21 protein-coding genes and 1 pseudogene are annotated in these 22,286 nt (G+C 60.8%); 16 read left to right on the top strand and 6 right to left on the bottom strand.

What is annotated here, in order from left to right; all coding sequences use genetic code 11:
- Position 1: 1 nt before the first annotated feature.
- Positions 2 to 400: an ACT domain-containing protein gene (locus ACSSVH_RS19600; RefSeq protein ID WP_169955358.1), complete on the bottom strand. Its 399-nt coding sequence runs from the start codon at positions 398 to 400 to the stop codon at positions 2 to 4.
- A 102-nt stretch (positions 401 to 502) separates the two neighbouring features.
- Between ACSSVH_RS19600 and ACSSVH_RS19595 the strand changes: the two genes are divergently transcribed.
- The 10 genes from ACSSVH_RS19595 (at position 503) to ACSSVH_RS19550 (ending at position 11,798) form a co-directional block, all read left to right on the top strand.
- Positions 503 to 1,396 (top strand): LysR family transcriptional regulator ArgP, encoded by an 894-nt coding sequence (locus tag ACSSVH_RS19595; protein WP_170041915.1) that lies wholly within the window; start codon positions 503 to 505, stop codon positions 1,394 to 1,396.
- Positions 1,397 to 1,448: 52 nt separating this feature from the next.
- Entirely contained in the window at positions 1,449 to 2,447 is a 999-nt protein-coding gene (locus ACSSVH_RS19590; RefSeq protein WP_169955356.1) for an NAD-dependent epimerase/dehydratase family protein, read from the top strand.
- Between the two features lie 105 nt (positions 2,448 to 2,552).
- Positions 2,553 to 3,395 (top strand): ATPase, encoded by an 843-nt coding sequence (locus tag ACSSVH_RS19585; RefSeq protein ID WP_169955355.1) that lies wholly within the window; start codon positions 2,553 to 2,555, stop codon positions 3,393 to 3,395.
- A gap of 141 nt (positions 3,396 to 3,536) precedes the next feature.
- Positions 3,537 to 4,796, top strand: a complete 1,260-nt coding sequence (locus ACSSVH_RS19580; RefSeq protein ID WP_492633624.1) for a D-mannose isomerase — start codon at positions 3,537 to 3,539, stop codon at positions 4,794 to 4,796.
- A gap of 106 nt (positions 4,797 to 4,902) precedes the next feature.
- Positions 4,903 to 6,189, top strand: coding sequence for an ABC transporter substrate-binding protein (locus ACSSVH_RS19575; RefSeq protein WP_169955353.1), 1,287 nt, complete (start codon positions 4,903 to 4,905; stop codon positions 6,187 to 6,189).
- A 170-nt stretch (positions 6,190 to 6,359) separates the two neighbouring features.
- On the top strand, positions 6,360 to 7,268 hold the full coding sequence (locus tag ACSSVH_RS19570; RefSeq protein WP_029296391.1) for a carbohydrate ABC transporter permease: 909 nt from the start codon (positions 6,360 to 6,362) through the stop codon (positions 7,266 to 7,268).
- Positions 7,261 to 8,103: a carbohydrate ABC transporter permease gene (locus ACSSVH_RS19565; RefSeq protein WP_169955352.1), complete on the top strand. Its 843-nt coding sequence runs from the start codon at positions 7,261 to 7,263 to the stop codon at positions 8,101 to 8,103. The genes ACSSVH_RS19570 and ACSSVH_RS19565 overlap by 8 nt, the downstream gene beginning before the upstream one ends.
- 2 nt (positions 8,104 to 8,105) lie before the next feature.
- Positions 8,106 to 9,266 carry an ABC transporter ATP-binding protein gene (locus ACSSVH_RS19560; protein WP_169955351.1) on the top strand — a complete coding sequence of 387 codons (1,161 nt, stop codon included), beginning with the start codon at positions 8,106 to 8,108 and terminating at the stop codon, positions 9,264 to 9,266.
- Between the two features lie 178 nt (positions 9,267 to 9,444).
- The gene (locus ACSSVH_RS19555) at positions 9,445 to 10,791 is read left to right on the top strand and encodes a carbohydrate porin (RefSeq protein WP_170041918.1); all 1,347 of its coding nucleotides are present in this window, start codon (positions 9,445 to 9,447) and stop codon (positions 10,789 to 10,791) included.
- Between the two features lie 161 nt (positions 10,792 to 10,952).
- Positions 10,953 to 11,798, top strand: a complete 846-nt coding sequence (locus tag ACSSVH_RS19550; protein ID WP_170041919.1) for a D-hexose-6-phosphate mutarotase — start codon at positions 10,953 to 10,955, stop codon at positions 11,796 to 11,798.
- Between the two features lie 132 nt (positions 11,799 to 11,930).
- Here ACSSVH_RS19550 and ACSSVH_RS19545 read toward each other — a convergent pair whose 3' ends face one another.
- Positions 11,931 to 12,791, bottom strand: a complete 861-nt coding sequence (locus ACSSVH_RS19545) for a MurR/RpiR family transcriptional regulator (RefSeq protein WP_169851198.1) — start codon at positions 12,789 to 12,791, stop codon at positions 11,931 to 11,933.
- A gap of 219 nt (positions 12,792 to 13,010) precedes the next feature.
- Here ACSSVH_RS19545 and zwf point away from each other — a divergent pair, with 219 nt between their 5' ends.
- The 4 genes and pseudogenes from zwf to ACSSVH_RS19525 form a co-directional block, all read left to right on the top strand.
- On the top strand, positions 13,011 to 14,477 hold the full coding sequence (zwf, locus tag ACSSVH_RS19540; protein ID WP_170041920.1) for a glucose-6-phosphate dehydrogenase: 1,467 nt from the start codon (positions 13,011 to 13,013) through the stop codon (positions 14,475 to 14,477).
- On the top strand, positions 14,464 to 15,177 hold the full coding sequence (pgl, locus tag ACSSVH_RS19535; RefSeq protein WP_169955347.1) for a 6-phosphogluconolactonase: 714 nt from the start codon (positions 14,464 to 14,466) through the stop codon (positions 15,175 to 15,177). Before zwf ends, pgl begins: the two co-directional genes overlap by 14 nt.
- A gap of 17 nt (positions 15,178 to 15,194) precedes the next feature.
- On the top strand, positions 15,195 to 15,860 hold the full coding sequence (locus tag ACSSVH_RS19530; protein WP_169955346.1) for a bifunctional 4-hydroxy-2-oxoglutarate aldolase/2-dehydro-3-deoxy-phosphogluconate aldolase: 666 nt from the start codon (positions 15,195 to 15,197) through the stop codon (positions 15,858 to 15,860).
- 348 nt (positions 15,861 to 16,208) lie between these two features.
- Positions 16,209 to 16,332, top strand: a pseudogene (locus ACSSVH_RS19525) (nucleoid-structuring protein H-NS); the annotation flags it as partial.
- Between the two features lie 133 nt (positions 16,333 to 16,465).
- Here ACSSVH_RS19525 and ACSSVH_RS19520 read toward each other — a convergent pair.
- Positions 16,466 to 17,638 carry an aminotransferase class V-fold PLP-dependent enzyme gene (locus ACSSVH_RS19520; RefSeq protein ID WP_492633623.1) on the bottom strand — a complete coding sequence of 391 codons (1,173 nt, stop codon included), beginning with the start codon at positions 17,636 to 17,638 and terminating at the stop codon, positions 16,466 to 16,468.
- A gap of 12 nt (positions 17,639 to 17,650) precedes the next feature.
- A complete protein-coding gene (locus ACSSVH_RS19515) occupies positions 17,651 to 17,887 on the bottom strand; it encodes a DUF3820 family protein (protein ID WP_170056874.1) in 237 nt (78 codons plus the stop codon).
- Positions 17,888 to 18,093: 206 nt separating this feature from the next.
- Between ACSSVH_RS19515 and ACSSVH_RS19510 the strand changes: the two genes are divergently transcribed.
- Positions 18,094 to 18,561 carry a ferritin-like domain-containing protein gene (locus tag ACSSVH_RS19510; RefSeq protein ID WP_029296433.1) on the top strand — a complete coding sequence of 156 codons (468 nt, stop codon included), beginning with the start codon at positions 18,094 to 18,096 and terminating at the stop codon, positions 18,559 to 18,561.
- A 129-nt stretch (positions 18,562 to 18,690) separates the two neighbouring features.
- On the opposite strand, the gene ACSSVH_RS19505 is transcribed toward ACSSVH_RS19510, so the two are convergent.
- Both ACSSVH_RS19505 and ACSSVH_RS19500 read right to left on the bottom strand, forming a co-directional pair.
- Entirely contained in the window at positions 18,691 to 19,161 is a 471-nt protein-coding gene (locus ACSSVH_RS19505) for a MaoC family dehydratase (RefSeq protein WP_169955344.1), read from the bottom strand.
- Between the two features lie 68 nt (positions 19,162 to 19,229).
- A complete protein-coding gene (locus ACSSVH_RS19500; protein ID WP_169955343.1) occupies positions 19,230 to 20,174 on the bottom strand; it encodes an alpha/beta hydrolase in 945 nt (314 codons plus the stop codon).
- A gap of 210 nt (positions 20,175 to 20,384) precedes the next feature.
- On the opposite strand from ACSSVH_RS19500, the gene fadD2 reads away from it, so the two are divergent.
- Entirely contained in the window at positions 20,385 to 22,073 is a 1,689-nt protein-coding gene (fadD2, locus tag ACSSVH_RS19495; RefSeq protein WP_492633622.1) for a long-chain-fatty-acid--CoA ligase FadD2, read from the top strand.
- Positions 22,074 to 22,286: the final 213 nt, after the last annotated feature.

Here is a 22,286-nt window from a genome sequence, read left to right as displayed (position 1 = left end):
TTTACTCCGCGCCCGCCGCCAGTTGTTGCAACACATCCATTGCCTGCTGCGCATCGCTGCGCCCGACAAACAGGTGATCGTGGTAATAGCCGGCGACCACATTGCAACTGATCCCGGCACGTCCCAGGGCGCTGGCGAAGGCGGCGGTCAGGCCCACGGCTTCCAGGGCCGAATGCACGTTCAAGGTGATCCACGCCGCCACATACTCAAAGGCCAGGCCGGCCTGTTCGGCTTGTTGGCGCTCGACAATCACCGTCAAGCCTTCCTGTTCGCGAAAGCTGCCGATCACTTCGCAGGCGGGCAGGCGGTTATCGGCCAGGGTGCAGAACACGTAGTCGCCGGCATTGAGCTGTGGGCTCATGCTGCGCAGCAGGGTTGCCAGGGCGGTTTCGCCAGCCATTGGGAGATCCTTGAAAGAAAGTAAACACGCGATGCTGGTCATTCTCCGGTGTGGCGCTGTATAAGAAAAACCAATATTGCTCATCGCTCATTAGGAAAACTGATGTTCGACTACAAATTGCTGTCGGCCCTCGCGGCGGTGGTGGAACAGGCCGGTTTCGAGCGCGGTGCCCAGGTACTCGGGGTGTCGCAATCGGCCATCTCCCAGCGCATCAAATTGCTCGAAGCGCGCATCGGCCAGCCGGTACTGGTGCGCGCGACGCCGCCAACCCCCACGGAAATCGGCCGGCGCCTGCTCAATCATGTACAGCAGGTGCGCCTGCTGGAGCGCGACCTGCAAAGCCAAGTGCCAGCCCTGGATGAAGAGGGCATGCCTGAACGCCTGCGGATTGCCATCAACGCCGACAGCCTGGCGACGTGGTGGGCGCAGGCGGTGGGCGACTTTTGCGCCGAGCAACATTTGTTGCTGGACCTGGTGGTTGAAGACCAGACCGTCGGCCTCAAGCGCATGCGCGCCGGCGAAGTGGCGGCCTGCGTCTGCGCCAGTGAGCGCCCGGTGGCCGGGGCCCGCAGCCTGTTGCTGGGGGCCATGCGCTATCGGGCGTTGGCCAGTCCGGCGTTTATCTCCCGGCACTTTCCAGGCGGCGTGCGCGCCGATCAGTTGGCGCGTACGCCGGCGCTGGTGTTTGGCCCGGATGATTTCCTACAACATCGCTACCTCGCATCCCTAGGTGTGGATGGAGGTTTCGAACACCATTTATGCCCGTCGTCCGAAGGTTTTATCCGCCTGACCGAAGCCGGCCTGGGCTGGGGGCTGGTGCCGGAATTGCAGGTGCGCGAGCAATTGCAAAGGGGCGTACTGGTGGAGTTATTGCCAGATAAACCCATCGATGTGCCGTTGTACTGGCATCATTGGCGCAGTGGTGGGCAATTGCTCGGCTTGTTGACCGAGCATCTGGCGCGGGCAACTGGCCAATTGCTGGTGCCGTTGGAGTGACTGTCGGCGTCAACGCAACTGCGATGAAAAATGAAAGAACACGGGGTAACACATGAAAATTCTGGTCACCGGCGCAAGCGGCTTCATTGGCGGGCGCTTTGCGCGTTTTGCCCTGGAGCAGGGCCTGGACGTGCGGGTCAACGGGCGGCGGGCCGAGGGTGTCGAGCATCTGGTACGGCGCGGCGCCGAGTTTATCCAGGGTGATCTGAATGATCCGGACCTGGTACGCAACCTGTGCCGCGACGTCGAGGCCGTGGTGCATTGCGCCGGCGCCGTGGGGTTGTGGGGGCGTTACCAGGATTTCCATCAGGGCAATGTGCAGGTCACCGAAAACGTGGTCGAGGCTTGCCTCAAGCAACGGGTCGGGCGCCTGGTGCACCTGTCGTCGCCGTCGATCTATTTCGATGGTCGCGATCACTTGGGCCTGACCGAGGAGCAAGTGCCCAAGCGCTTCAAGCACCCGTATGCGGCTACCAAGTACCTGGCCGAGCAGAAAGTCTTCGGCGCCCAGGAGTTCGGCCTGGAAGTGCTGGCCCTGCGCCCGCGCTTTGTGACCGGTGCTGGTGATATGAGCATCTTCCCGCGCCTGTTGAAAATGCAGCGCAAGAACCGCCTGGCCATCGTCGGCGACGGCCTGAACAAGGTCGACTTCACCAGCGTGCACAACCTCAACGAGGCGCTGCTCAGCAGCCTGCTGGCCACCGGATCGGCGCTGGGCAAGGCCTATAACATCAGCAATGGCACGCCGGTGCCGGTGTGGGACGTAGTCAACTACGTGATGCGCCAGATGGAAATGCCCCAGGTCACGCGTTACCGTTCCTACGGTTTGTCCTACAGCATTGCGGCGCTCAATGAAGCCTGTTGCGCGATGTGGCCGGGGCGCCCGGAACCGTCGCTGTCACGCCTGGGGATGCAGGTGATGAACAAGGATTTCACCCTCGATATCAGCCGCGCACAGCACTATCTCGACTATCAGCCCAAGGTCAGCCTGTGGACGGCCCTCGATGAGTTTTGCCATTGGTGGAAGGTCCAGGATCCGGGCACCAAGTAGCCTGGGCAACACCGCGAAGCGTTTTTTCGCTGGCCGTTCGACCAAGGCGATGGGCCTGGGGTTTATACTCCCGCCGTTTTTATGTAGTTATTTCAAGGTTGATTCATGCGTAACGATACTAAAGACGACTTTGACAACGTGCCGAGCCTGCGGGCCGACGTTGGCGACGACGATGATTTTGTGCCCACAGCGGCCACCGCCATCCGCTCGCGCCCGGCGCCGGTGGTCAAGGTCAAGAGCGCCAGCACCGGGCCGTTGTGGGCCCTGGTCGGCGCGCTGCTGTTCGCCTTTGCCGGCCTGGCCTGGTGGAGTTTCCAGCAGATTTCCCTGATGGGGCAGCAACTGGTAGCGACCCAGGAAAGCTTTGCGCGCATCAGTGAAGAAGCTGCCGGCCGCTTGCAGGACATTTCCGGCAAGGTGGTGGCCAGCGAGGCCAACGTCAATACCGGCAGTGAAGCACTCAAGCTGCAGATCAAGCAGTTGGAAAGCCAATTGCTGGAACAGGGCAAGCAACAGTTGGGCGTGGCGGGCCAGGCCACCGACCTGGACAAGCGCCTGGCGCAGATGAGTGCCAGCACCACCGAACTGACCACCGCCAATACCCAGTTGCAGGCCCAGGTCCTGGGTCTGGTCACTGAGTTGACCACCCTCAAGGCCGCCCAGGCCGAAACCGCCAAGTTGAATGCCGAAGTCAAGGAACTGGGCACGGAGGTGGCAGCCTTGAAGAAGCAGGGCAATCCGGCCACGGCCATTGCGCGCCTGGAGCAGGACCTGCTGGTGATCAAGAGCGAGCTGGACAACCGCGCCGCCACCGAAGGGCCGTCGAACAAAGAGTTCGACGTGTTCCGTATCCAGACCACCCGCAACATCACGACCTTGCAGACCCAGATGCAGAACCTGCAGCGTGAAGTGAGCGCGCCGGCCAAGGTCACGCCCCTGGGCCAGTGACGCCATTGTGATTGTTGGAGCCGGCTTGCCGGCTCCTGCCAATGTCACCATTCGGTGACATTTTCTCGCCCTTTCGTTACCTGCCCCTTCCTGACCCTTGTTTAGACTGCGGTTATCCCACAAAAACAAAAAGGGCCACCCATGACCATGCAACCACTGCCTGCCAGCAGTTGGCTGAACGCACCTGCCCATCACGCCTGGCTTGCCGCCGAAGGCCAGCGTCTGCTGGGCTTTGCCAAGGCCTCGCGGCTGCCTGAAGGCTTCGGCAACCTCGACGACCACGGTCGCCTGCCCGCCGATGCCTGCGCCGAAACCATGAACACCGCCCGCATGACCCACAGCTTCGCCATGGCCCACGCCCAAGGGTTGCCGGGCTATGCCGAGCTGGTGGCGCACGGTGTGGCCAGCCTCGGCGGCGCGTTGCGGGATGCCGAGCATGGCGGCTGGTTTGCCGTCGCCGGCGCGCGTGACGGCAATACGGGCAAGGCCGCCTACCTGCATGCCTTTGTCGCCCTGGCCGCCAGTTCCGCAGTGGTCGCGGGTGCCCCAGGGGCGCAAGCCCTGCTGACGGATGCGATCCAGATCATCGACCAGCATTTCTGGAGTGACGAGGAGGGCGCAATGCTCGAGTCCTTCGCCCAGGACTGGAGCGGCGAAGAAGCCTATCGTGGCGCCAACAGTAATATGCACGCCACCGAAGCCTTTCTTGCCCTGGCCGATGTCACCGGCGATACGTGCTGGCTGGGGCGGGCGCTGCGCATCGTCGAACGAGTGATCCGTCAGCACGCCGGCGCCAATGAGTTTATGGTGATCGAGCACTTCGACCGCCATTGGCAACCTCTGCACAGCTACAACCAAGACAACCCGGCCGATGGCTTTCGCCCCTACGGCATCACCCCCGGCCATGGCTTTGAATGGGCGCGCCTGGTGCTGCACCTGGAGGCCGCCCGCCAGCAGGCGGGGCTGGTCACGCCCGAGTGGTTGCTGGAAGCTGCCAGGGGCTTGTTCGCCAGCGCCTGTGAATACGGCTGGGCGGTGGATGGGGCCCCGGGCCTGGTCTACACCCTGGACTGGCACTACCGCCCGGTGGTGCGTGAGCGCCTGCATTGGACCCACGCCGAAGCCAGCGCGGCGGCTCAGGCCCTGCTCAAGCGCACCGGCGAGTGGCATTACGAGGTCTGGTACCGGCGGTTCTGGGAGTTCTGTGAAACCCACCTGATCGACCGGGTCCAGGGCAGTTGGCACCACGAACTCGACCCGCAAAACCTGCCCGCCAGCAAGATCTGGGGCGGCAAGCCGGACCTGTACCATGCCTGGCAGGCCGTATTGCTGCCGGGCCTGGCGTTATCGCCAAGCATGGCCAGTGCGCTGGGGGCCGGTTGCTATGTCACCAAGTGGTGACATTTGCCCGTCCCTTTGTTACGTGCCTGGCAAAAATCCCTGTTTAGAATCCTATGCAGCGCAAGCTCCAGACTTGCATGCATAACAACAAGAAAAAGGTACTCAGATGAACGCGATTAATCGCCTCGCCGTTGCTATTTCCATTGCCTCGTTGTTTCCCCTCAGTGCATTTGCCGCCGACTCGAAAGGGACGGTTGAAGTTGTGCATTGGTGGACCTCGGGCGGTGAGAAGGCGGCGGTGGATGTCCTGAAGGCCCAAGTTGAGAAAGACGGTTTTACCTGGAAAGACGGGGCCGTTGCAGGTGGCGGTGGCGCCACTGCGATGACCGTGCTGAAAAGCCGCGCGGTCGCCGGCAACCCGCCAGGCGTAGCCCAGATCAAGGGCCCCGACATCCAGGAATGGGCGTCCACCGGGCTGCTCGACACCGATGTCTTGAAGGACGTGGCCAAGGCCGAGAAGTGGGACGATCTGCTCGACAAGAAAGTCTCCGACACGGTGAAGTACGAAGGTGATTACGTCGCCGTGCCGGTGAATATCCACCGCGTCAACTGGCTGTGGATCAACCCGGAAGTCTTCAAGAAAGCCGGCATCAGCAAAAACCCTACGACCCTCGAAGAATTCTACGCCGCCGGCGACAAGCTCAAGGCCGCAGGCTTCATCCCGCTCGCCCATGGTGGCCAGCCGTGGCAGGACAGCACGGTATTTGAAGCCGTAGTGCTCTCGGTGATGGGCGTGGATGGCTACAAGAAAGCCCTGGTCGACCTCGACAACGCGACCCTGACCGGCCCCGACATGGTCAAGGCGCTGACCGAGCTGAAAAAAGTCGCCACCTATATGGATGCCGACGGCAAGGGCCAGGACTGGAACCTGGAAGCCGCCAAAGTCATCAACGGCAAGGCCGGCATGCAGATCATGGGTGACTGGGCCAAGAGCGAATGGACCGCTGCCAAGAAAGTCGCCGGCAAGGACTACGAGTGCGTAGCCTTCCCGGGCACCGACAAGGCCTTCACCTACAACATCGACTCCCTGGCGGTGTTCAAGCAGAAAGATGCCGGCACCTCGGCCGGTCAGCAGGACATCGCCAAGGTGGTGCTGGGCGAGAACTTCCAGAAGGTCTTCAGCATCAACAAAGGCTCGATCCCGGTGCGCAACGACATGCTCGGCGATATGGCCAAGTACGGCTTCGACAGCTGCGCCCAGACGGCGGCCAAGGACTTCCTGGTGGATGCCAAGTCCGGTGGCTTGCAGCCGAGCATGGCGCACAACATGGCGACCACGCTGGCGGTACAGGGTGCGTTCTTTGATGTGGTGACCAACTTCATCAACGACCCGAAAGCCGACCCGGCCGACACCGCCAAGAAACTTGGCGCAGCGGTCAAGTCTGCCAAGTAACCCCTGGGTGGGAATCGGTTTCAGTGTGGGAGCGGGCTTGCCCGCGATGCAGGCGCCTCGGTGTAGCAGTGACACCCAGGTGATGCCATCGCAGGCAAGCCAGCGCCCACATGAAGCCGGCCCCCACAAGGTTATCCGTTAGCCCCTTACTCCCTGCCCTGGATTTCCCCATGAGTTCTGTTGCTGTGTTCAGCAAGGCCTCGCCGTTCGATGCATTGCAGCGCTGGCTCCCCAAACTGGTGCTGGCCCCGAGCATGTTCATCGTCCTGGTGGGCTTCTATGGCTACATCCTGTGGACGTTCGTACTGTCGTTCACCAACTCCACCTTCCTGCCCACCTATAAATGGGTGGGCCTTGCGCAATACGCGCGGTTGTTCGACAACGACCGCTGGTGGGTGGCGAGCAAAAACCTGGCGCTGTTCGGCGGCATGTTTATCGGCATCACCCTGGTGATCGGCGTGTTGCTGGCGGTATTTCTCGACCAGCGCATCCGTCGCGAAGGTTTTATCCGCACCATCTACCTGTACCCGATGGCGCTCTCGATGATCGTCACCGGTACCGCCTGGAAATGGCTGCTCAACCCCGGCATGGGCCTGGACAAACTGCTGCGCGACTGGGGCTGGGAAGGCTTTCGCCTGGACTGGCTGATCGATCCGGATCGCGTGGTGTATTGCCTGGTGATTGCGGCGGTATGGCAAGCCTCGGGTTTTATCATGGCGATGTTCCTCGCCGGCCTGCGTGGGGTTGATCAATCGATCATCCGTGCCGCGCAGATCGACGGCGCCAGCCTGCCGCGCATCTACTGGAGCGTGGTGCTGCCCAGCCTGCGCCCGGTGTTCTTCAGCGCGGTAATGATCCTCGCGCACATTGCCATCAAGAGCTTCGACCTGGTGGCCGCGATGACGGCCGGCGGCCCTGGCTACTCGTCCGACCTGCCGGCGATGTTCATGTACTCCTTCACCTTCAGCCGCGGCCAGATGGGCATGGGCTCGGCCAGTGCGATCCTGATGCTCGGCGCGATCCTTGCGATCATCGTGCCTTACCTGTACTCCGAGCTGAGGACCAAGCGCCATGACTAGTCTCGCCAAACCTTCCATCAGCTTCAGCCGCCTGGCGATCCATGGGGTGCTGATCCTGGCCGTGGTGCTGTACCTGGTGCCGCTGGTGGTGATGCTGCTGACCAGCTTCAAGACCCCGGAAGACATCAGCACCGGCAACCTGCTGAGCTGGCCGACGGTGATTACCGGGATTGGCTGGGTCAAGGCCTGGGCCACGGTGAACGGGTACTTCTGGAACTCGTTCATGATCACCATCCCCGCGGTGCTGATCTCCACCACCATCGGCGCATTGAACGGCTACGTGCTGTCGATGTGGCGTTTTCGCGGTTCGCAGTTGTTCTTCGGGCTGTTGTTGTTCGGCTGCTTCCTGCCGTTCCAGACCGTCTTGCTGCCGGCCTCGTTCACCCTCGGCAAGATGGGCCTGGCCAGCACCACCACTGGCCTGGTGTTTGTGCACGTGGTCTACGGCCTGGCGTTTACCACGCTGTTCTTCCGTAACTACTACGTGAGCATTCCGGATGCGCTGGTCAAGGCTGCGCGCCTGGATGGCGCGGGATTTTTCACCATCTTCCGTCGGATCATCCTGCCGATGTCGACGCCGATCATCATGGTCTGCCTGATCTGGCAGTTCACCCAGATCTGGAACGACTTCCTGTTTGGCGTGGTGTTCTCCAGTGGTGATTCGCAGCCCATCACGGTGGCGCTGAACAACCTGGTCAATACCAGCACCGGGGCCAAGGAATATAACGTTGATATGGCGGCGGCGATGATCGCCGGGCTGCCGACCCTGCTGGTCTATGTGGTCGCAGGCAAGTATTTCGTGCGCGGCCTCACGGCTGGCGCGGTCAAGGGGTAATCATGGCTACGCTCGAACTTCGCAACGTAAACAAGACCTATGGTGCCGGCCTGCCGGACACCTTGAAGAACATCGAACTGTCGATCAAGGACGGTGAGTTCCTGATCCTCGTCGGGCCTTCGGGCTGCGGCAAGTCCACCTTGATGAACTGCATCGCCGGCCTGGAAAACATCAGCGGCGGCGCGATCATGATCGGTGACCAGGACGTCAGCGGCATGAGCCCCAAGGACCGGGACATCGCCATGGTGTTCCAGTCCTACGCGCTGTACCCGACCATGAGCGTGCGCGAGAACATCGAATTCGGCCTGAAGATCCGCAAGATGAGCCAGGCGGCCATCGACGAGGAAGTGGCGCGGGTGGCCAAGTTGCTGCAGATCGAACACCTGCTCAATCGCAAGCCGGGCCAGCTCTCTGGTGGCCAGCAACAGCGCGTGGCCATGGGCCGGGCGCTGGCGCGGCGGCCGAAGATCTACCTGTTCGACGAGCCGCTGTCCAACCTCGACGCCAAGCTGCGGGTCGAGATGCGCACCGAAATGAAACTGATGCACCAACGCCTGAAAACCACCACGGTCTATGTGACCCACGACCAGATCGAAGCCATGACCCTGGGCGACAAAGTGGCGGTGATGAAGGACGGCATCATCCAGCAGTTCGGCACGCCCAAAGACATCTACAACGATCCGGCCAACCTGTTTGTGGCGAGCTTTATCGGCTCGCCGCCGATGAACTTCATCCCCCTGCGCCTGCAACGCAAGGAAGGCCGCCTGCTGGCCCTGCTCGACAGCGGCCAGGCGCGTTGCGAGTTGCCATTGGGCATGAACGACGCGGGTCTTGAAGACCGCGACGTGATCCTTGGCCTGCGCCCGGAGCAAATTGTCCTGGCCAGCGGCGAGGGCAATGGCCTGCCGAGCATTCGCGCTGAAGTCCAGGTGACCGAGCCGACCGGCCCGGACACCCTGGTGTTCGTGCAGCTCAATGACACCAAGGTCTGCTGCCGCCTGGCGCCGGACGTAGCGCCGCAAGTGGGCGAGAGCCTGACCTTGCAGTTCGATCCGGCCAAGGTGCTGCTGTTCGACGCCAAGACCGGCGAACGCCTGGGCACCGCAGCTATGCAGCCGGCACAGCAGCATGCCGACAACGTGACCCAATTCAAGGGCCGCTGAAAATCAAAATGTGGGAGCAGGCTTGCCCGCGATACAGGCGACTCGGACTTGCAGATACACCGCGGTGATGCCATCGCGAGCAAGCCCGCTCCCACACATTCGATGTGGATGTTTCGGAAATAGCTGTAAACCGCGTTAGATAAAAACAGTTAATAACAATAAAGACGAGGATGTAGGGATGAAAAAGCAACATAACAACACTCGCTTGATCTGCCAGTTGTCAGCAGTGGCAGCGCTGGTTTTGTCTGCCAATGCGATGGCAGACGAAGCGTTCAGTGCCGATTCCAAGTGGATGACCGGCGATTGGGGCGGCGAGCGGACCAAGCTGATCGAGCAGGGTATCGACATCAAGGCCGACTACGTTGGGGAAGCGGGCTACAACGCCCACGGCGGCTACAACGATGACAAGACCGGTCGTTATGCTGACCAGTTCGGCCTCGGCGTAGCGCTGGACCTGCAAAAGCTCTGGGGCTGGGACAACACCCAGGCCAAGATCCAGATGACCAGCCGTAACGGCCGCAACATCTCCAATGACCGTATTGGCGACCCACGTGCAAGCACCCTGAGTTCGTCTCAAGAAGTGTACGGCCGTGGCCATATGGTGCGCCTGACCCAGTTCTGGATTCAGCACCAGATGTTCGACAACAAGCTGGATGTGAAACTCGGTTATTTCGGTGAGGGCGAAGACTTCAATACCTTCCCGTGCGACTTCCAGAACCTGTCGTTCTGTGGTTCCCAAGTGGGTAACTACGTCAACACCTGGTACAACTGGCCGGTCAGCCAGGCCGCGATCCGCGTGAAGTACAACATCACGCCAGAGCTGTATGCGCAGATCGGTGCGTACAACCAGAACCCCTCGCAGCTGGAACACGGCAACGGCTTCAAGCTCAGCGGCAGTGGCACCAAAGGTACAGTGATCCCGGTGGAGTTGGTCTGGTCGCCGAAGGTCAACAACCTGCCGGGCGAATACCGTGTGGGTTACTACAAGAGCGCCGCCGATGCTCCCGATGTACGTGAAGACGTCAACGGCGACAATGCGGCCACCACTGGCGCAGACTACCGTACCCGCAGCAGCAAAAAGGGCTACTGGTTCGTTGCGCAACAGCAACTCACCACCCATAACGGCGACGCATCCCGCGGCCTGAACATTGCGGCCAACGCCACCTTCCACGACAAGGAAACCAACACGGTCGATAACTATCAGTCGATCATGCTGGTGTACAAGGGCCCATTCGATGCGCGTCCAAAAGATGACGTGGGCATTGGCGCTGCGCGCCTGCATGTCAACGATGACGTGCGCAAGAACGCCGAGTTGTTGAACGAAGCTGGCGGGTTCACCGATTACAGCCAGGTAGGTTATGCGCCACTGCGCAGCACCGAGTACAACTACGAAATCAACTACGGCTTCCACGTGACCAACTGGTTGACCGTGCGTCCCAACCTGCAATACGTCACCCACCCAGGTGGCGTGGATAAAGTCGACAACGCCTTGGTCGCCGGTCTGAAAATTCAGTCGGTGTTCTAACACGGTTGCGATAAGCTCCTTCTCTCTGTGCGCATTTGCGGGTAGCCATGGCTATCCGCTTTTTTTTGGGTTGGTGCGCATAACTCATGTGGGAGCTGGCAAGCCAGCTTCCACAGGTTCACCCAAGAGGTGAGCGATAGTGATCTACAGGACCGTGGCACATGCATGAGCATCCGCTGCAACGCTTTTTCAAATCCCTGCGCGAGCAGCCGGTATTCGCCTGGGAGCGCTTCCAGATGCGCGACGTGCTGGTGATCGATCATCCGCGGTGCCAGGCGGTGTTCAGCCGTCAGGGGGCGCAGTTGCTGCACTTCCAACCCGCAGGCCAGAAGCCATGGCTGTGGTGCGCGGCAAAGTGGCCGCAAGTCGGGGCGATCCGTGGCGGTGTGCCGGTGTGCTGGCCTTGGTATGGCCGCCATCCCAGCGAAAACGCCTGGCCGTCCCATGGTTGGGCACGCTTGATTGACTGGAAACTGCTGGACAGCAGCACCGACGACGACGGCGTGCGCCTGCACTGGCAATTGCAACTGTGCGATTGGCAGGTGGACCTGCATGCGCACCTGGGCGAAAGCCTGGAGCTGCGCCTGAGCACCGAGCACCAGGACGAGCTGCCGTGCCAATTGAGCCATGCGTTGCATGCTTATTGGCGGATCGGCAACGTTGGCGAGGTAGCGCTGTCTGGACTCGACGGGGCACAGGGTTACGACCAGTTGAGTCGCCAGGTTTGCCAGCAGGAAGGTGAGCTGCGCGTCGATGGCGGCTGCCAGCGGGTGTTCCAGCATGAGGGCGAATTGCAGCTCAAGGACCACGCCTGGCAGCGCGAACTGTGCATCGACACTGGCGACAGTGCCGACACGGTGGTCTGGCATCCGGGCAGCCGGCCGTTGCTGGGGGTGAGCTTTAACGAGGCGGCGGGGTTTGTGTGTGTCGAGTCGGCCATGGCCGGGGCCAGCCTGGCGCCGGGGGAGAGGGCGCATTTGAGTTTGCAGGCCCGGGCGGGGGTTTAGCGGCGTTACTGATGCCGTCTTCGCGAGCAAGCCCGCTCCCACAGGTTGACCGAGTCCACCCTTGGAATACGGTCAGCCTGTGGGAGCGGGCTTGCTCGCGATAGGGCCGGTATGGCTGGAAGAAATTCCTACCTAGTTGAATTCATCGCCAACCGGATACCGGCTGTCATTCAAGCTTTCCTTGATCTTGCGCAGATGGGGCTGGAAATCCACGCCACGGCGCAAGGTCATGCCGGTGGCCAGCACATCCAGCACCGTCAACTGAATGATCCGCGAGGTCATCGGCATATAGATGTCGGTGTCTTCCGGCAACGGGATGTTCAGGCTCACCGTACTGGCCTTGGCCAGTGGCGAGTTCTCGGCAGTCACGCCGAGCACCGAGGCGCCGTTTTCCCGGGCGATGCGCGCCACTTCCACCAGCTCGCGGGTGCGGCCGGTGTAGGAAATGATCACGAACAATTCGCCGGTATGCGCCACCGAAGCAATCATCCGTTGCATCAGCACATCCGCATGGGCCGTCACCGACAGGTTGAAACGGAAGAACTTGTGCAGGGCATCCATGGCCACCGGTGCCGAGGCACCGAGGCCGAAGAAGTGGATCTGCCGCGCCTGGATCAGCAGGTCCACGGCCTTGCTGATCAGGTTCGGGTCCAGGGCCTGGCAGGCGCTGTCCAATGAGGCAATGGCGCTGCCAAAAATCTTCTGCGTGTAGGCCTCGGGGTTATCATCAGCCTCCACTGCACGGCTGACATAGGCGGCGCCACTGGCCAGGCTTTGCGCCAGCTGCAGTTTCAGTTCAGGGTAGCCGCTGACGCCGAACGAACGGCAGAAACGGTTGACCGTCGGTTCACTGACCGAGGCGGCTTGGGCGAGGGCGGCGATCGAGAAGCGGGTCGCCTGCTGTGGGTTGAGCAGGATGACCTCGGCGACTTTTTTCTCGGCCTTGTTCAATTCTTCGAGGCGGTTCCGGATCTGTTCCAGAAGATTTCGCACGCGGTCCATTCAGTCTTTCCTTCGGGCGACGATGCAAGTAAGGGCCAGTAAAAGGTCGACGAGCGGCCCTTGGCGGTGGCCTATCCTACTGAGGGTAGTTGAACACCACCACTCGCAATGCGTATTTTGGGAAAATGTTGTGGTTATTACTACATTTTTCCTTGAGTGATGCCTTGAAAAAAGGTATTTGTAGCTTAACTTGATAAAAGAACAAACATCATGCCTTCGATAACCGTGGAACCCTGCACCTTTGCCCTGTTTGGCGCCTTGGGTGATCTGGCGCTGCGCAAGTTATTTCCTGCCCTCTACCAACTCGATGGCGCCGGCCTCTTGCACGCCGACACCCGCATCCTGGCCCTGGCCCGCGAAGCCGGTTCCGAGCAGCAGCACCTGGACCACATCGAGCACGAACTGCGCAAATACGTCGGCCAAGAGCTGGATGAAGCGGTGGCCACGCGCTTCCTGGCGCGCCTGGCGTATGTGCACGTCGATTTCATGAATGCCGATGACTACGTGGCCCTGGCCGCCAAGGCCGGCACCGAACAACGCCTGATCGCCTACTTCGCCACCCCGGCGGCGGTGTATGGCGCGATCTGCGAGAACCTGTCCAAGGTCGGCCTGGCGGAAAATACCCGCGTGGTCCTGGAAAAGCCCATCGGCTCGGACCTGGAATCCTCGCGCAAGGTCAACGACGCCGTGGCGCAGTTTTTCCCGGAAAACCGCACCTACCGCATCGACCACTACCTGGGCAAAGAGACGGTTCAAAACCTGATCGCCCTGCGTTTTGCCAACAGCCTGTTTGAAACCCAGTGGAACCAGCACTACATCTCCCACGTGGAAATCACTGTGGCCGAGCAAGTGGGGATCGAAGGCCGCTGGGGTTATTTCGACAAGGCCGGGCAACTGCGGGACATGATCCAGAATCATTTGTTGCAACTGCTCTGCCTGATCGCCATGGACCCGCCGGCCGACTTGTCCGCCGACAGCATCCGCGACGAGAAGGTCAAGGTGCTCAAGGCCCTGGCGCCGATCAGCCCGGAAGGCCTGACCACCCAGGTGGTACGCGGCCAGTACATCGCTGGCTACAGCGCCGGCAAGCCGGTGCCGGGTTACCTGGAAGAAGAGAACTCCAACACCCAGAGCGACACCGAGACCTTCGTTGCCCTGCGTGCCGATATCCGCAACTGGCGTTGGGCCGGGGTGCCGTTCTACCTGCGTACCGGCAAGCGCATGCCGCAAAAACTGTCGCAGATCGTCATCCACTTCAAGGAACCGTCCCACTATATCTTCGCCCCCGAGCAGCGCCTGCAGATCAGCAACAAGCTGATCATCCGCCTGCAACCGGACGAAGGGATTTCCTTGCGCGTGATGACCAAGGAGCAGGGCCTGGACAAGGGCATGCAACTGCGCAGCGGGCCACTGCAACTGAATTTTTCCGACACCTACCGTAGCACGCGGATTCCCGATGCCTACGAGCGGTTGTTGCTGGAAGTGATGCGCGGCAATCAGAACCTGTTTGTGCGTAAAGATGAAATCGAAGCCGCGTGGAAGTGGTGTGACCAGTTGATCGCCGGGTGGAAAAAGTCCGGTGATGCACCCAAGCCGTACGCGGCGGGTTCCTGGGGGCCGATGAGCTCCATTGCACTGATCACGCGGGATGGGAGGTCGTGGTATGGCGATATCTGATTTGCAACTGCCTCAGGGCGTAACACCCCATGAGTACCGCACGCCGGTACTGCTGGCCGAAGGCTTGGCCAATGACGTGGCCGAACAACTGCGCGCGGCCATCAGCGCCCGTGGCGCAGCCACCCTGGTGGTGTCCGGTGGCCGCAGCCCGGTGGCGTTTTTCCAGAATCTGGCCAAGCAGGGCCTGGACTGGTCCAAGGTGACTATCACCCTGGCCGACGAGCGCTGGGTGCCGGTGGAACATGCCGACAGCAACGCCGGCCTGCTGAAGAAACATCTGCTGCAAGGGCCGGCGGCCAAGGCCAGATTTTTGAGCCTCTACAGTGCCGCGGCGAACCTGGACGGCGCCGCCGAACAAGCCGATCGCCTGCTGGCCGAACTGCCGGCGATCGATGTGCTGGTGCTGGGCATGGGCGATGACGGGCACACCGCGTCGTTGTTCCCCAACAGCCCGAACCTGGCCCAAGCGCTGCAGCCCGATGGCACGCGCCGGTGCTGGCCGATGCTGGCGCCGAGCGTGCCCCATCAGCGCCTGACCATGAGTCGTGCGCTGTTGGCCAGTGCCCGCTACACAGTGTTGTCGATTGCCGGCGACTCGAAACTCCACACCCTGAGCGAAGCGCTGGCCGGCGACGATGTTGCCGGCATGCCGATTCGCGCGTTTTTGCAACCTACTCTAGAGATTTACTGGTGCCCATGAGCCAAGGATCAGCCGCTATGAAAAGCCCTCACCCGACCGTGTCCATGGCGGATAAAGTTGCCCTGATCGACAGCCTCTGCGCCAAGGCGCGGATCCTGCCGGTGATCACCATTGCCCGCGAACAGGACATTCTACCCCTGGCCGATGCCCTGGCGGCGGGTGGCTTGACCGCGCTGGAAGTGACCCTGCGTTCGCAGTTCGGGCTCAAGGCCATCCAGGTCCTGCGTGAGCAGCGTCCGGAGTTGGTGACGGGCGCGGGCACGGTGCTCGATCGCACCATGCTGGCGGCGGCCGAGGCGGCGGGCTCGCAGTTTATCGTCACCCCCGGCATTACCCGCGACCTGCTTGAAGCCAGTGTCGACAGCCCGATCCCGCTGCTGCCTGGCATCAGCAATGCCTCCGGCATCATGGAAGGCTATGGCCTGGGTTATCGCCGCTTCAAGCTGTTCCCGGCGGAAGTCAGCGGCGGCGTAGCGGCCATCAAGGCCCTGGGCGGCCCGTTTGGCGAAGTGAAATTCTGCCCCACTGGCGGCGTTGGCCCGGCCAACATCAAACACTACATGGCGTTGAAAAACGTGATGTGTGTGGGCGGTAGCTGGATGCTTGATCCAGAGTGGATCAAGAACGGCGACTGGGCGCGCATCCAGGAAGTCACCGCCCAGGCGCTGGCGCTGCTGGATTGATCTGATTTACTGAATCGTTGTTGCTGTGCTTCACGGCATGTTTGCGGCGCACTTGGTCGGTGCGCCGCTTTTTTTTGCCTATAGAAAAGCGAAATATCACCGTAACCCAAATGGGGGTGGCTTGTGTGGGAACTGGCTTGCCTGCGATGGCCATAGGTATCTACACAACTCTCTTCTCGGTTTGTGTACATATCCATTGCTGCGGTAACGGCCACTTAGGGTTCCGCCCTTACGGCGGCTCACTTTGGAGAAGCGCCAAAGTAAGCAAAACGCTCTTGCCCCACCACTCGGTGCCTCGCCTAGGCTCGGCATGCCCGCAGTCAGGCATTGCTCCGTGGGCCCGCCGCGATCGGCCATTCATGGCCGTGTCGCGGCTACCCCGGCATCCATGCCGGGGTGCCCACTGCGCAATACCTGCCTGCGGCCATCGTGGTTTGACGGGGCGCCTAAGATCAAAAACAGAGCAACAGCAAAACCAGAGCGCGAAGCTGCATTCCCCTGTAGGAGCTGGCTTGCCTGCGATGACGCCCGAAAGAACACATCAGAGTATCTGGTATTCATTCGTCATCGTTAACGACCATCGCAGGCAAGCCAGCTCCCACATTTTAATCAGTGTTCAGCTCGGTAATCGCATTGACCAGCACGCCGATGTCCGCCGCCGACGTCACCAACCCCGGCGTCACCCGTATGCAGGTACCAAACGCCGCGCCACTGCGCAGGGTGGTAAACAGGTTGTGCTCAGCTAGCAATCGATCCGCCATCACTTGCTGATCGCGCCCGCTGAATTTGAACGCGGTAATCGCGCAATACAACCGTGGATCATCCGGGGTCACTACCTCGATCCCCGGCAATGGCCGCACCTGGCTCACCCACAGGTCACGCAGGTAACTCAACCGCGCGCCCTTGGCCTGCGCACCGCCCAGGGCCCGATGTTCTTCGAACACCAGCGGCAAGGTCATCAGCGCCGGAAAGTTCGGTGTGCTGTAGGGCGTACGGGCGCGCACATCGGTTGCCGGGTAATGGAACTCGCCCATGTCTGGATCAATTTCCGCCAGACGCCCAGGGGCTATATACACAAAGCCCAGGGTCAGCGGTGCACCGATCCACTTGTGCAGGTTGAAGCCGGCGAACGAGATGCCCAGCCGGTCCAGGTCGAAGTCGATCAGGCCCAACGCGTGGGCGCCATCGAGGATGATCTCGACGCCATACTCCCGTGCCGCGTGGGCGATGGCCTCGACCGGCATCACCAGGCCGGTACGGTGGGTGACATAGGTCAGGGCCATCAGTTTCAGGCATGGGTAACGGCTGAAAGTGTCGCGATAGGTCTGCACCAGGCTGTCGAAACTGGCCGGGTGGGCGTGGGACACTTCGATCACCTCCACCCCACGGTAGCCGGCGAGCCAGCGCATGGCGCCCTTGACCGTGTCGTATTCCAGGTCGCTGATCAGCACCTGGTCACCCGGTTGCAGGCGGTTGTAGTTGCGGATCAGCGACTGCAGGGCTTCGGTGGCATTGCGGGTGAAGGCGACGGCTTCTGGATCGACGTTGATCAACTCGGCCAACTGCCGGCGAATCTCGACATCTTGCCCTTGCTCGAAGCGCTGGCGCACATGCACCGAGTTGCTGCGATTGATAAACGCCACGTGCTCCTGATACTGGGCCAGCACCGCGCGGCTCATGCGGGCGAAGTAGCCGTTTTCCAGATTGATGGGGCCGGGTTCCAGCTCATAGCGCTGGGCAATGGCCTGCCAGTAGGCCTCGTCGCGGGTGTGGGGCATGGTCAGGCTCGATTAGTGGCGTGGGGCGGGTTTGCCATGTTTGGCGCGCAACGGTTCCAGCAGTTCGGCCAGGCCGTTGTGGTCGATTTCCTGCATCAACGCCAGCAGGCCGCCCAACTCGCCGTGGGGGAATCCTTCGCGGGCAAACCAGTTCAGGTAAGGGCCGGGCAGGTCAGCAATGATCGTGCCTTTGTACTTGCCGAATGGCATTTGGCGGGTGATCAGCAGTTCGAGTTTTTCGGGGTTCATACGGGCTTCAGGCAATCAGGAGGGTGCCTTGGAAAATACAGGCATTCTGCATGAAGGCCAAATGACAGATCATGCAAATAAAGCGGATACAGATTTGCTTGGTATTTATAAGTTATTGAAAATAAAAGATTAAATATTAATTCAAGACCTGGCACGGGCGCTGCAACTACCCCAATACGTTTCTAAACCCGCGAAGGAATTGAAAAATGACTGACATCAACAAAGAATCGATCTCCGTACTCAATGACCTGATCGAAACCAGTAAAGACGGCCAGGAAGGCTTCAAGACCTGCGCAGAAGACATCAAGCATCCAGAGCTCAAGGCGCTGTTCACCAAGCGTTCCGCAGACTGCGCGACGGCGGCTGCCGAACTGCAAACGGCCGTGCGCGCCTTGGGTGGTGACCCGGAAGATTCCGGCAGCGTTGCCGGTGCACTGCACCGCGGTTGGGTGGACGTGAAGTCGCTGGTGACAGGCAAGGACGAAGAGGCCGTGCTCAACGAAGCCGAGCGCGGTGAAGACCACGCATTGAAGGCTTATAAAGAGGCCATCGAGAAAATCAACAAGCACAACCTGGTGGGTATTCGTGACCTGGTTGAGCGTCAGTACCACGGTGCACAGCGCAATCACGACCAGGTCAAAGCCCTGCGTAACCAGGCTCGCGCCCAGTCCTGAACCGCGGTGCAGTAACAAATGTGGGAGCTGGCTTGCCTGCGATAGCGGTTGATCAGTCGATGTATGTATCGACTGAAATGACGCCATCGCGGGCAAGCCCGCTCCCACATTTTTATTTCACATTCCTGGTCAGCCGATGCTGATCGCCGGCAACTCGGTCAAGGTCACAACCTGCTGTTTGCGTGGCGCGAGGATCTCGGCTTCGCCATCCACCACCAACTCATCACGCTGGTTGAACACCTGAGTGGCAATCCGCACGCGGAACTTGGGCAGCTTCTCGAGGATTTCCAGACGTACGGTCAGGGTGTCGCCGATTTTCACTGGCTTCTGGAAGCTCATCTGCTGGCCGATATAGATAGTGCCCGGCCCAGGCAACTCACAGGCGACTGCCGCGCTGATCAAGGCGCCGCTGAACATGCCGTGGGCGATACGCTCCTTGAACATGGTCGCCTTGGCGAATTCGGCATCCAGGTGTACCGGGTTATGGTCGCCGGACATTGCCGCGAACAGCTGGATATCGCGCTCTTCCACGGTTTTGCTGTAGGTGGCTTTCTGGCCAACTTCGAGGGCGTCGTACGGAGTGTTGGTAACCTGGGTCATCTAATCGTGCATCCTGTGGCTAATCGATAATCTTAATTCGTTGATTTTAAACGAAAATATTTGTGCCTTCACTCGCAGCGCGCAGGCCTTCGATGGTCCACGGCCTGTGCCATCCATGCCAGCACATCGGCGGTGACCGCATCACGGTTGGTTTCATTGAAGAGTTCGTGGCGTGCTTGCGGGTAAATGTTCACTTGCAGGTTCTGGCAGCCTGCCTGCCGCAGCGCGTTAGCCAGACGGGTGAGACGCTTGCCCTCACTGACCGGATCACATTCGCCGCCCATCACCAGAATCGGCAGGCCCGGATCAATCTGTTTGAGATTGGACGCTTTGCTGATTTGCTGCAAGCCGCCGAGCAGGTCGATCCACAGCTGGTTGGTGCAGCGAAAGCCGCACAGGGGGTCGTTGACGTACTTGTCCACCTCGTCCGGGTCGCGGCTCAGCCAGTCGAATGCCGTGCGGTTAGGCTTGAAGGCCTTGTTGAATGAGCCAAACGATAGAAACTCGATCAACGCGCTACGGCCCCGCAGGCCCTGGCGCAGGCGTTCGGCGCGGGCGATCAGTTGGGCGGCGCGGTACAGGGCCACCGGCTGGAAATTCGAGCCACTGAGAATCGCCCCATGCAGGCTGGCGCTGTGATGCAGCAAATAGGCTTGGGCGATGTAGCTGCCCATGCTGTGGCCCAGCAGGATGATCGGCACACCGGGGGCCTGCTGGCCGATGTGCTGGTTGAGCGCGGCCAGGTCACCTACCACTTTGTTCCAGCCATCGCGTTCGGCGAACAGGCCCAGGGTGCCTTCATCGGCCGTACGGCCGTGGCCGCGCTGGTCTGGGGCATACACACCGTAGCCTGCGTCACACAGGGCCTGGGCCAGGCGCCCATAGCGGCCGCTGTGCTCGGCCATGCCATGGGCCAACATCACCAGCGCCGTGGGCGGCCCGTCCGGTAGCCATTGGTTGACGTACAGGCGGCTGCGGTCGTTCGCGGTCAGCCAGAAAGTGGTGTGGTTCATGGCGCTTCCTTTGCTCAGGGTCGTTGCAGTGTATAGCTCATCCGGGGGCGGGCGTCTGATCACCCTTGGCCTCAGGGGCAAGATTCATACAATCAATGACACGTTTTAGTGTATTTGCCTGTTTGGCCATAGCTGCTAACGTCCCCGAAGCTCCGCTTCCCATAAACAGCCGGAAGCGGTCGGGCACACTCGGGTAAGAGGACAAGAATAATGCAACCTGATTTCTGGAATGACAAACGCGCGGCCGGTGTGCCCAACGAGCTTGACCTGTCGGCGTACAAGTCAGTAATCGAAGTCTTCGAGCGTTCCTGCAAGGCCTTTGCCGACCGTCCGGCATTCAGCAACATGGGGATCACCCTGACCTACGCCGACCTGGAGCGCCAGAGCGCGGCGTTCGCCGGCTACCTGCAGCACCACACCGATCTCAAGCCGGGCGACCGCATCGCGGTGCAGATGCCCAACGTCCTGCATTATCCGATTGCCGTGTTCGGCGCCTTGCGCGCCGGGCTGGTGGTGGTCAACACCAACCCGCTGTACACCCCGCGGGAAATGCGCCATCAGTTCAAGGACGCGGGCATTCGTGGGCTGGTCTACCTCAACCTGTTCGGCTCCAGGGTCCAGGAAGTGGCGGCCGACACCGAGATCGAATACCTGATCGAAGCAAAAATGGGCGACTTCATGCCTGCCGCCAAGGGTTGGCTGATCAACACCGTGGTCGACAAGGTGAAGAAAATGGTCCCGGCCTACAGCCTGCCTCGGGCGGTGTCGTTCAAGCGCGCCTTGCGCATGGGCGCGGGCCTGGCCGTGACCCGTCATCCGATGACTCTCGATGACATCGCCGTGCTGCAATACACCGGCGGCACCACCGGCCTGGCCAAGGGCGCGATGCTCACCCACGGCAACCTGGTGGCGAATATGCAGCAGGTGCGGGCGTGCATGTCCCAGTTGCGTGAAGACGGGCATCCGCTGGTCAAGGAAGGGCAGGAGGTGATGATTGCGCCGCTGCCGCTGTACCACATCTATGCCTTCACCGCGAACTGCATGTGCATGATGGTCACCGGCAACCACAACGTGCTGATCACCAATCCACGGGACATCGGCGGCTTTATCAAGGAACTGAAGAAGTGGCGGTTCACTGGGCTGCTGGGGCTCAACACGCTGTTTGTCGCGCTGATGGAACACCCGGACTTCAAGACCCTGGACTTCTCCCACCTGAAGATCACCAACTCCGGCGGCACCGCCCTGGTCAAGGCCACGGCCGAGCGCTGGAAGCAGATCACCGGTTGTTCCATCGGCGAAGGCTACGGCCTGACCGAAACGTCGCCGGTGGCCAGCACCAACCCCTACGGTGATCAATCGCGCCTGGGCACCGTGGGTATTCCGGTGCCGGGCACGGCGATGAAGGTCATCGATGACGCCAGCGAGGAGTTGCCGCTGGGTGAGCGGGGCGAGCTGTGCATCAAGGGCCCGCAGGTCATGAAGGGCTACTGGCAGCAACCGGCGGCCACCGCCGAGACCCTGGACGCCGAAGGCTGGCTCAAGACTGGCGATATTGCGGTGATCGACCCGGACGGGTTTGTGCGCATTGTCGATCGCAAGAAGGACCTGATCATTGTCTCGGGCTTCAATGTGTACCCCAACGAGATCGAGGATGTGGTGATGGCCCACCCCAACGTCGCCAACTGCGCAGTGATCGGCGTGCCGGACGAGCGTACCGGCGAGGCGGTGAAACTGTTCGTGGTGGCGCGGGCCCAGGGCGTCAGCCTTGAGGAGCTGAAGACCTACTGCAAGGCCAACTTCACCGGCTACAAAGTGCCCAAGTACATTGTGTTGCGGGACTCGCTGCCGATGACACCGGTGGGAAAAATCCTACGGCGCGAGCTTCGCGACATCGCCTGATCTCAATTGAAATACGATTCAAATGTGGGAGCTGGCTTGCCTGCGATGGCGGTGTATCAGTCGAAGGATGCGTCGACTGACCCGCCGCCATCGCAGGCAAGCCAGCTCCCACATTTACTGCGTACGCCCTTAAAGTAGAGCTGTTCCGTGGCTTATAGAATTTTTGCTCTAAAAGTGACTACTGGATATTCTTGAGTCATGTTTATGACTGTA

The sequence above is a fragment of the Pseudomonas sp. HC1(2025) genome, assembly GCF_058742075.1.
Note: the sequence above shows the minus strand (reverse complement) of the source record. Positions and strands in the feature narration are given on the sequence as shown.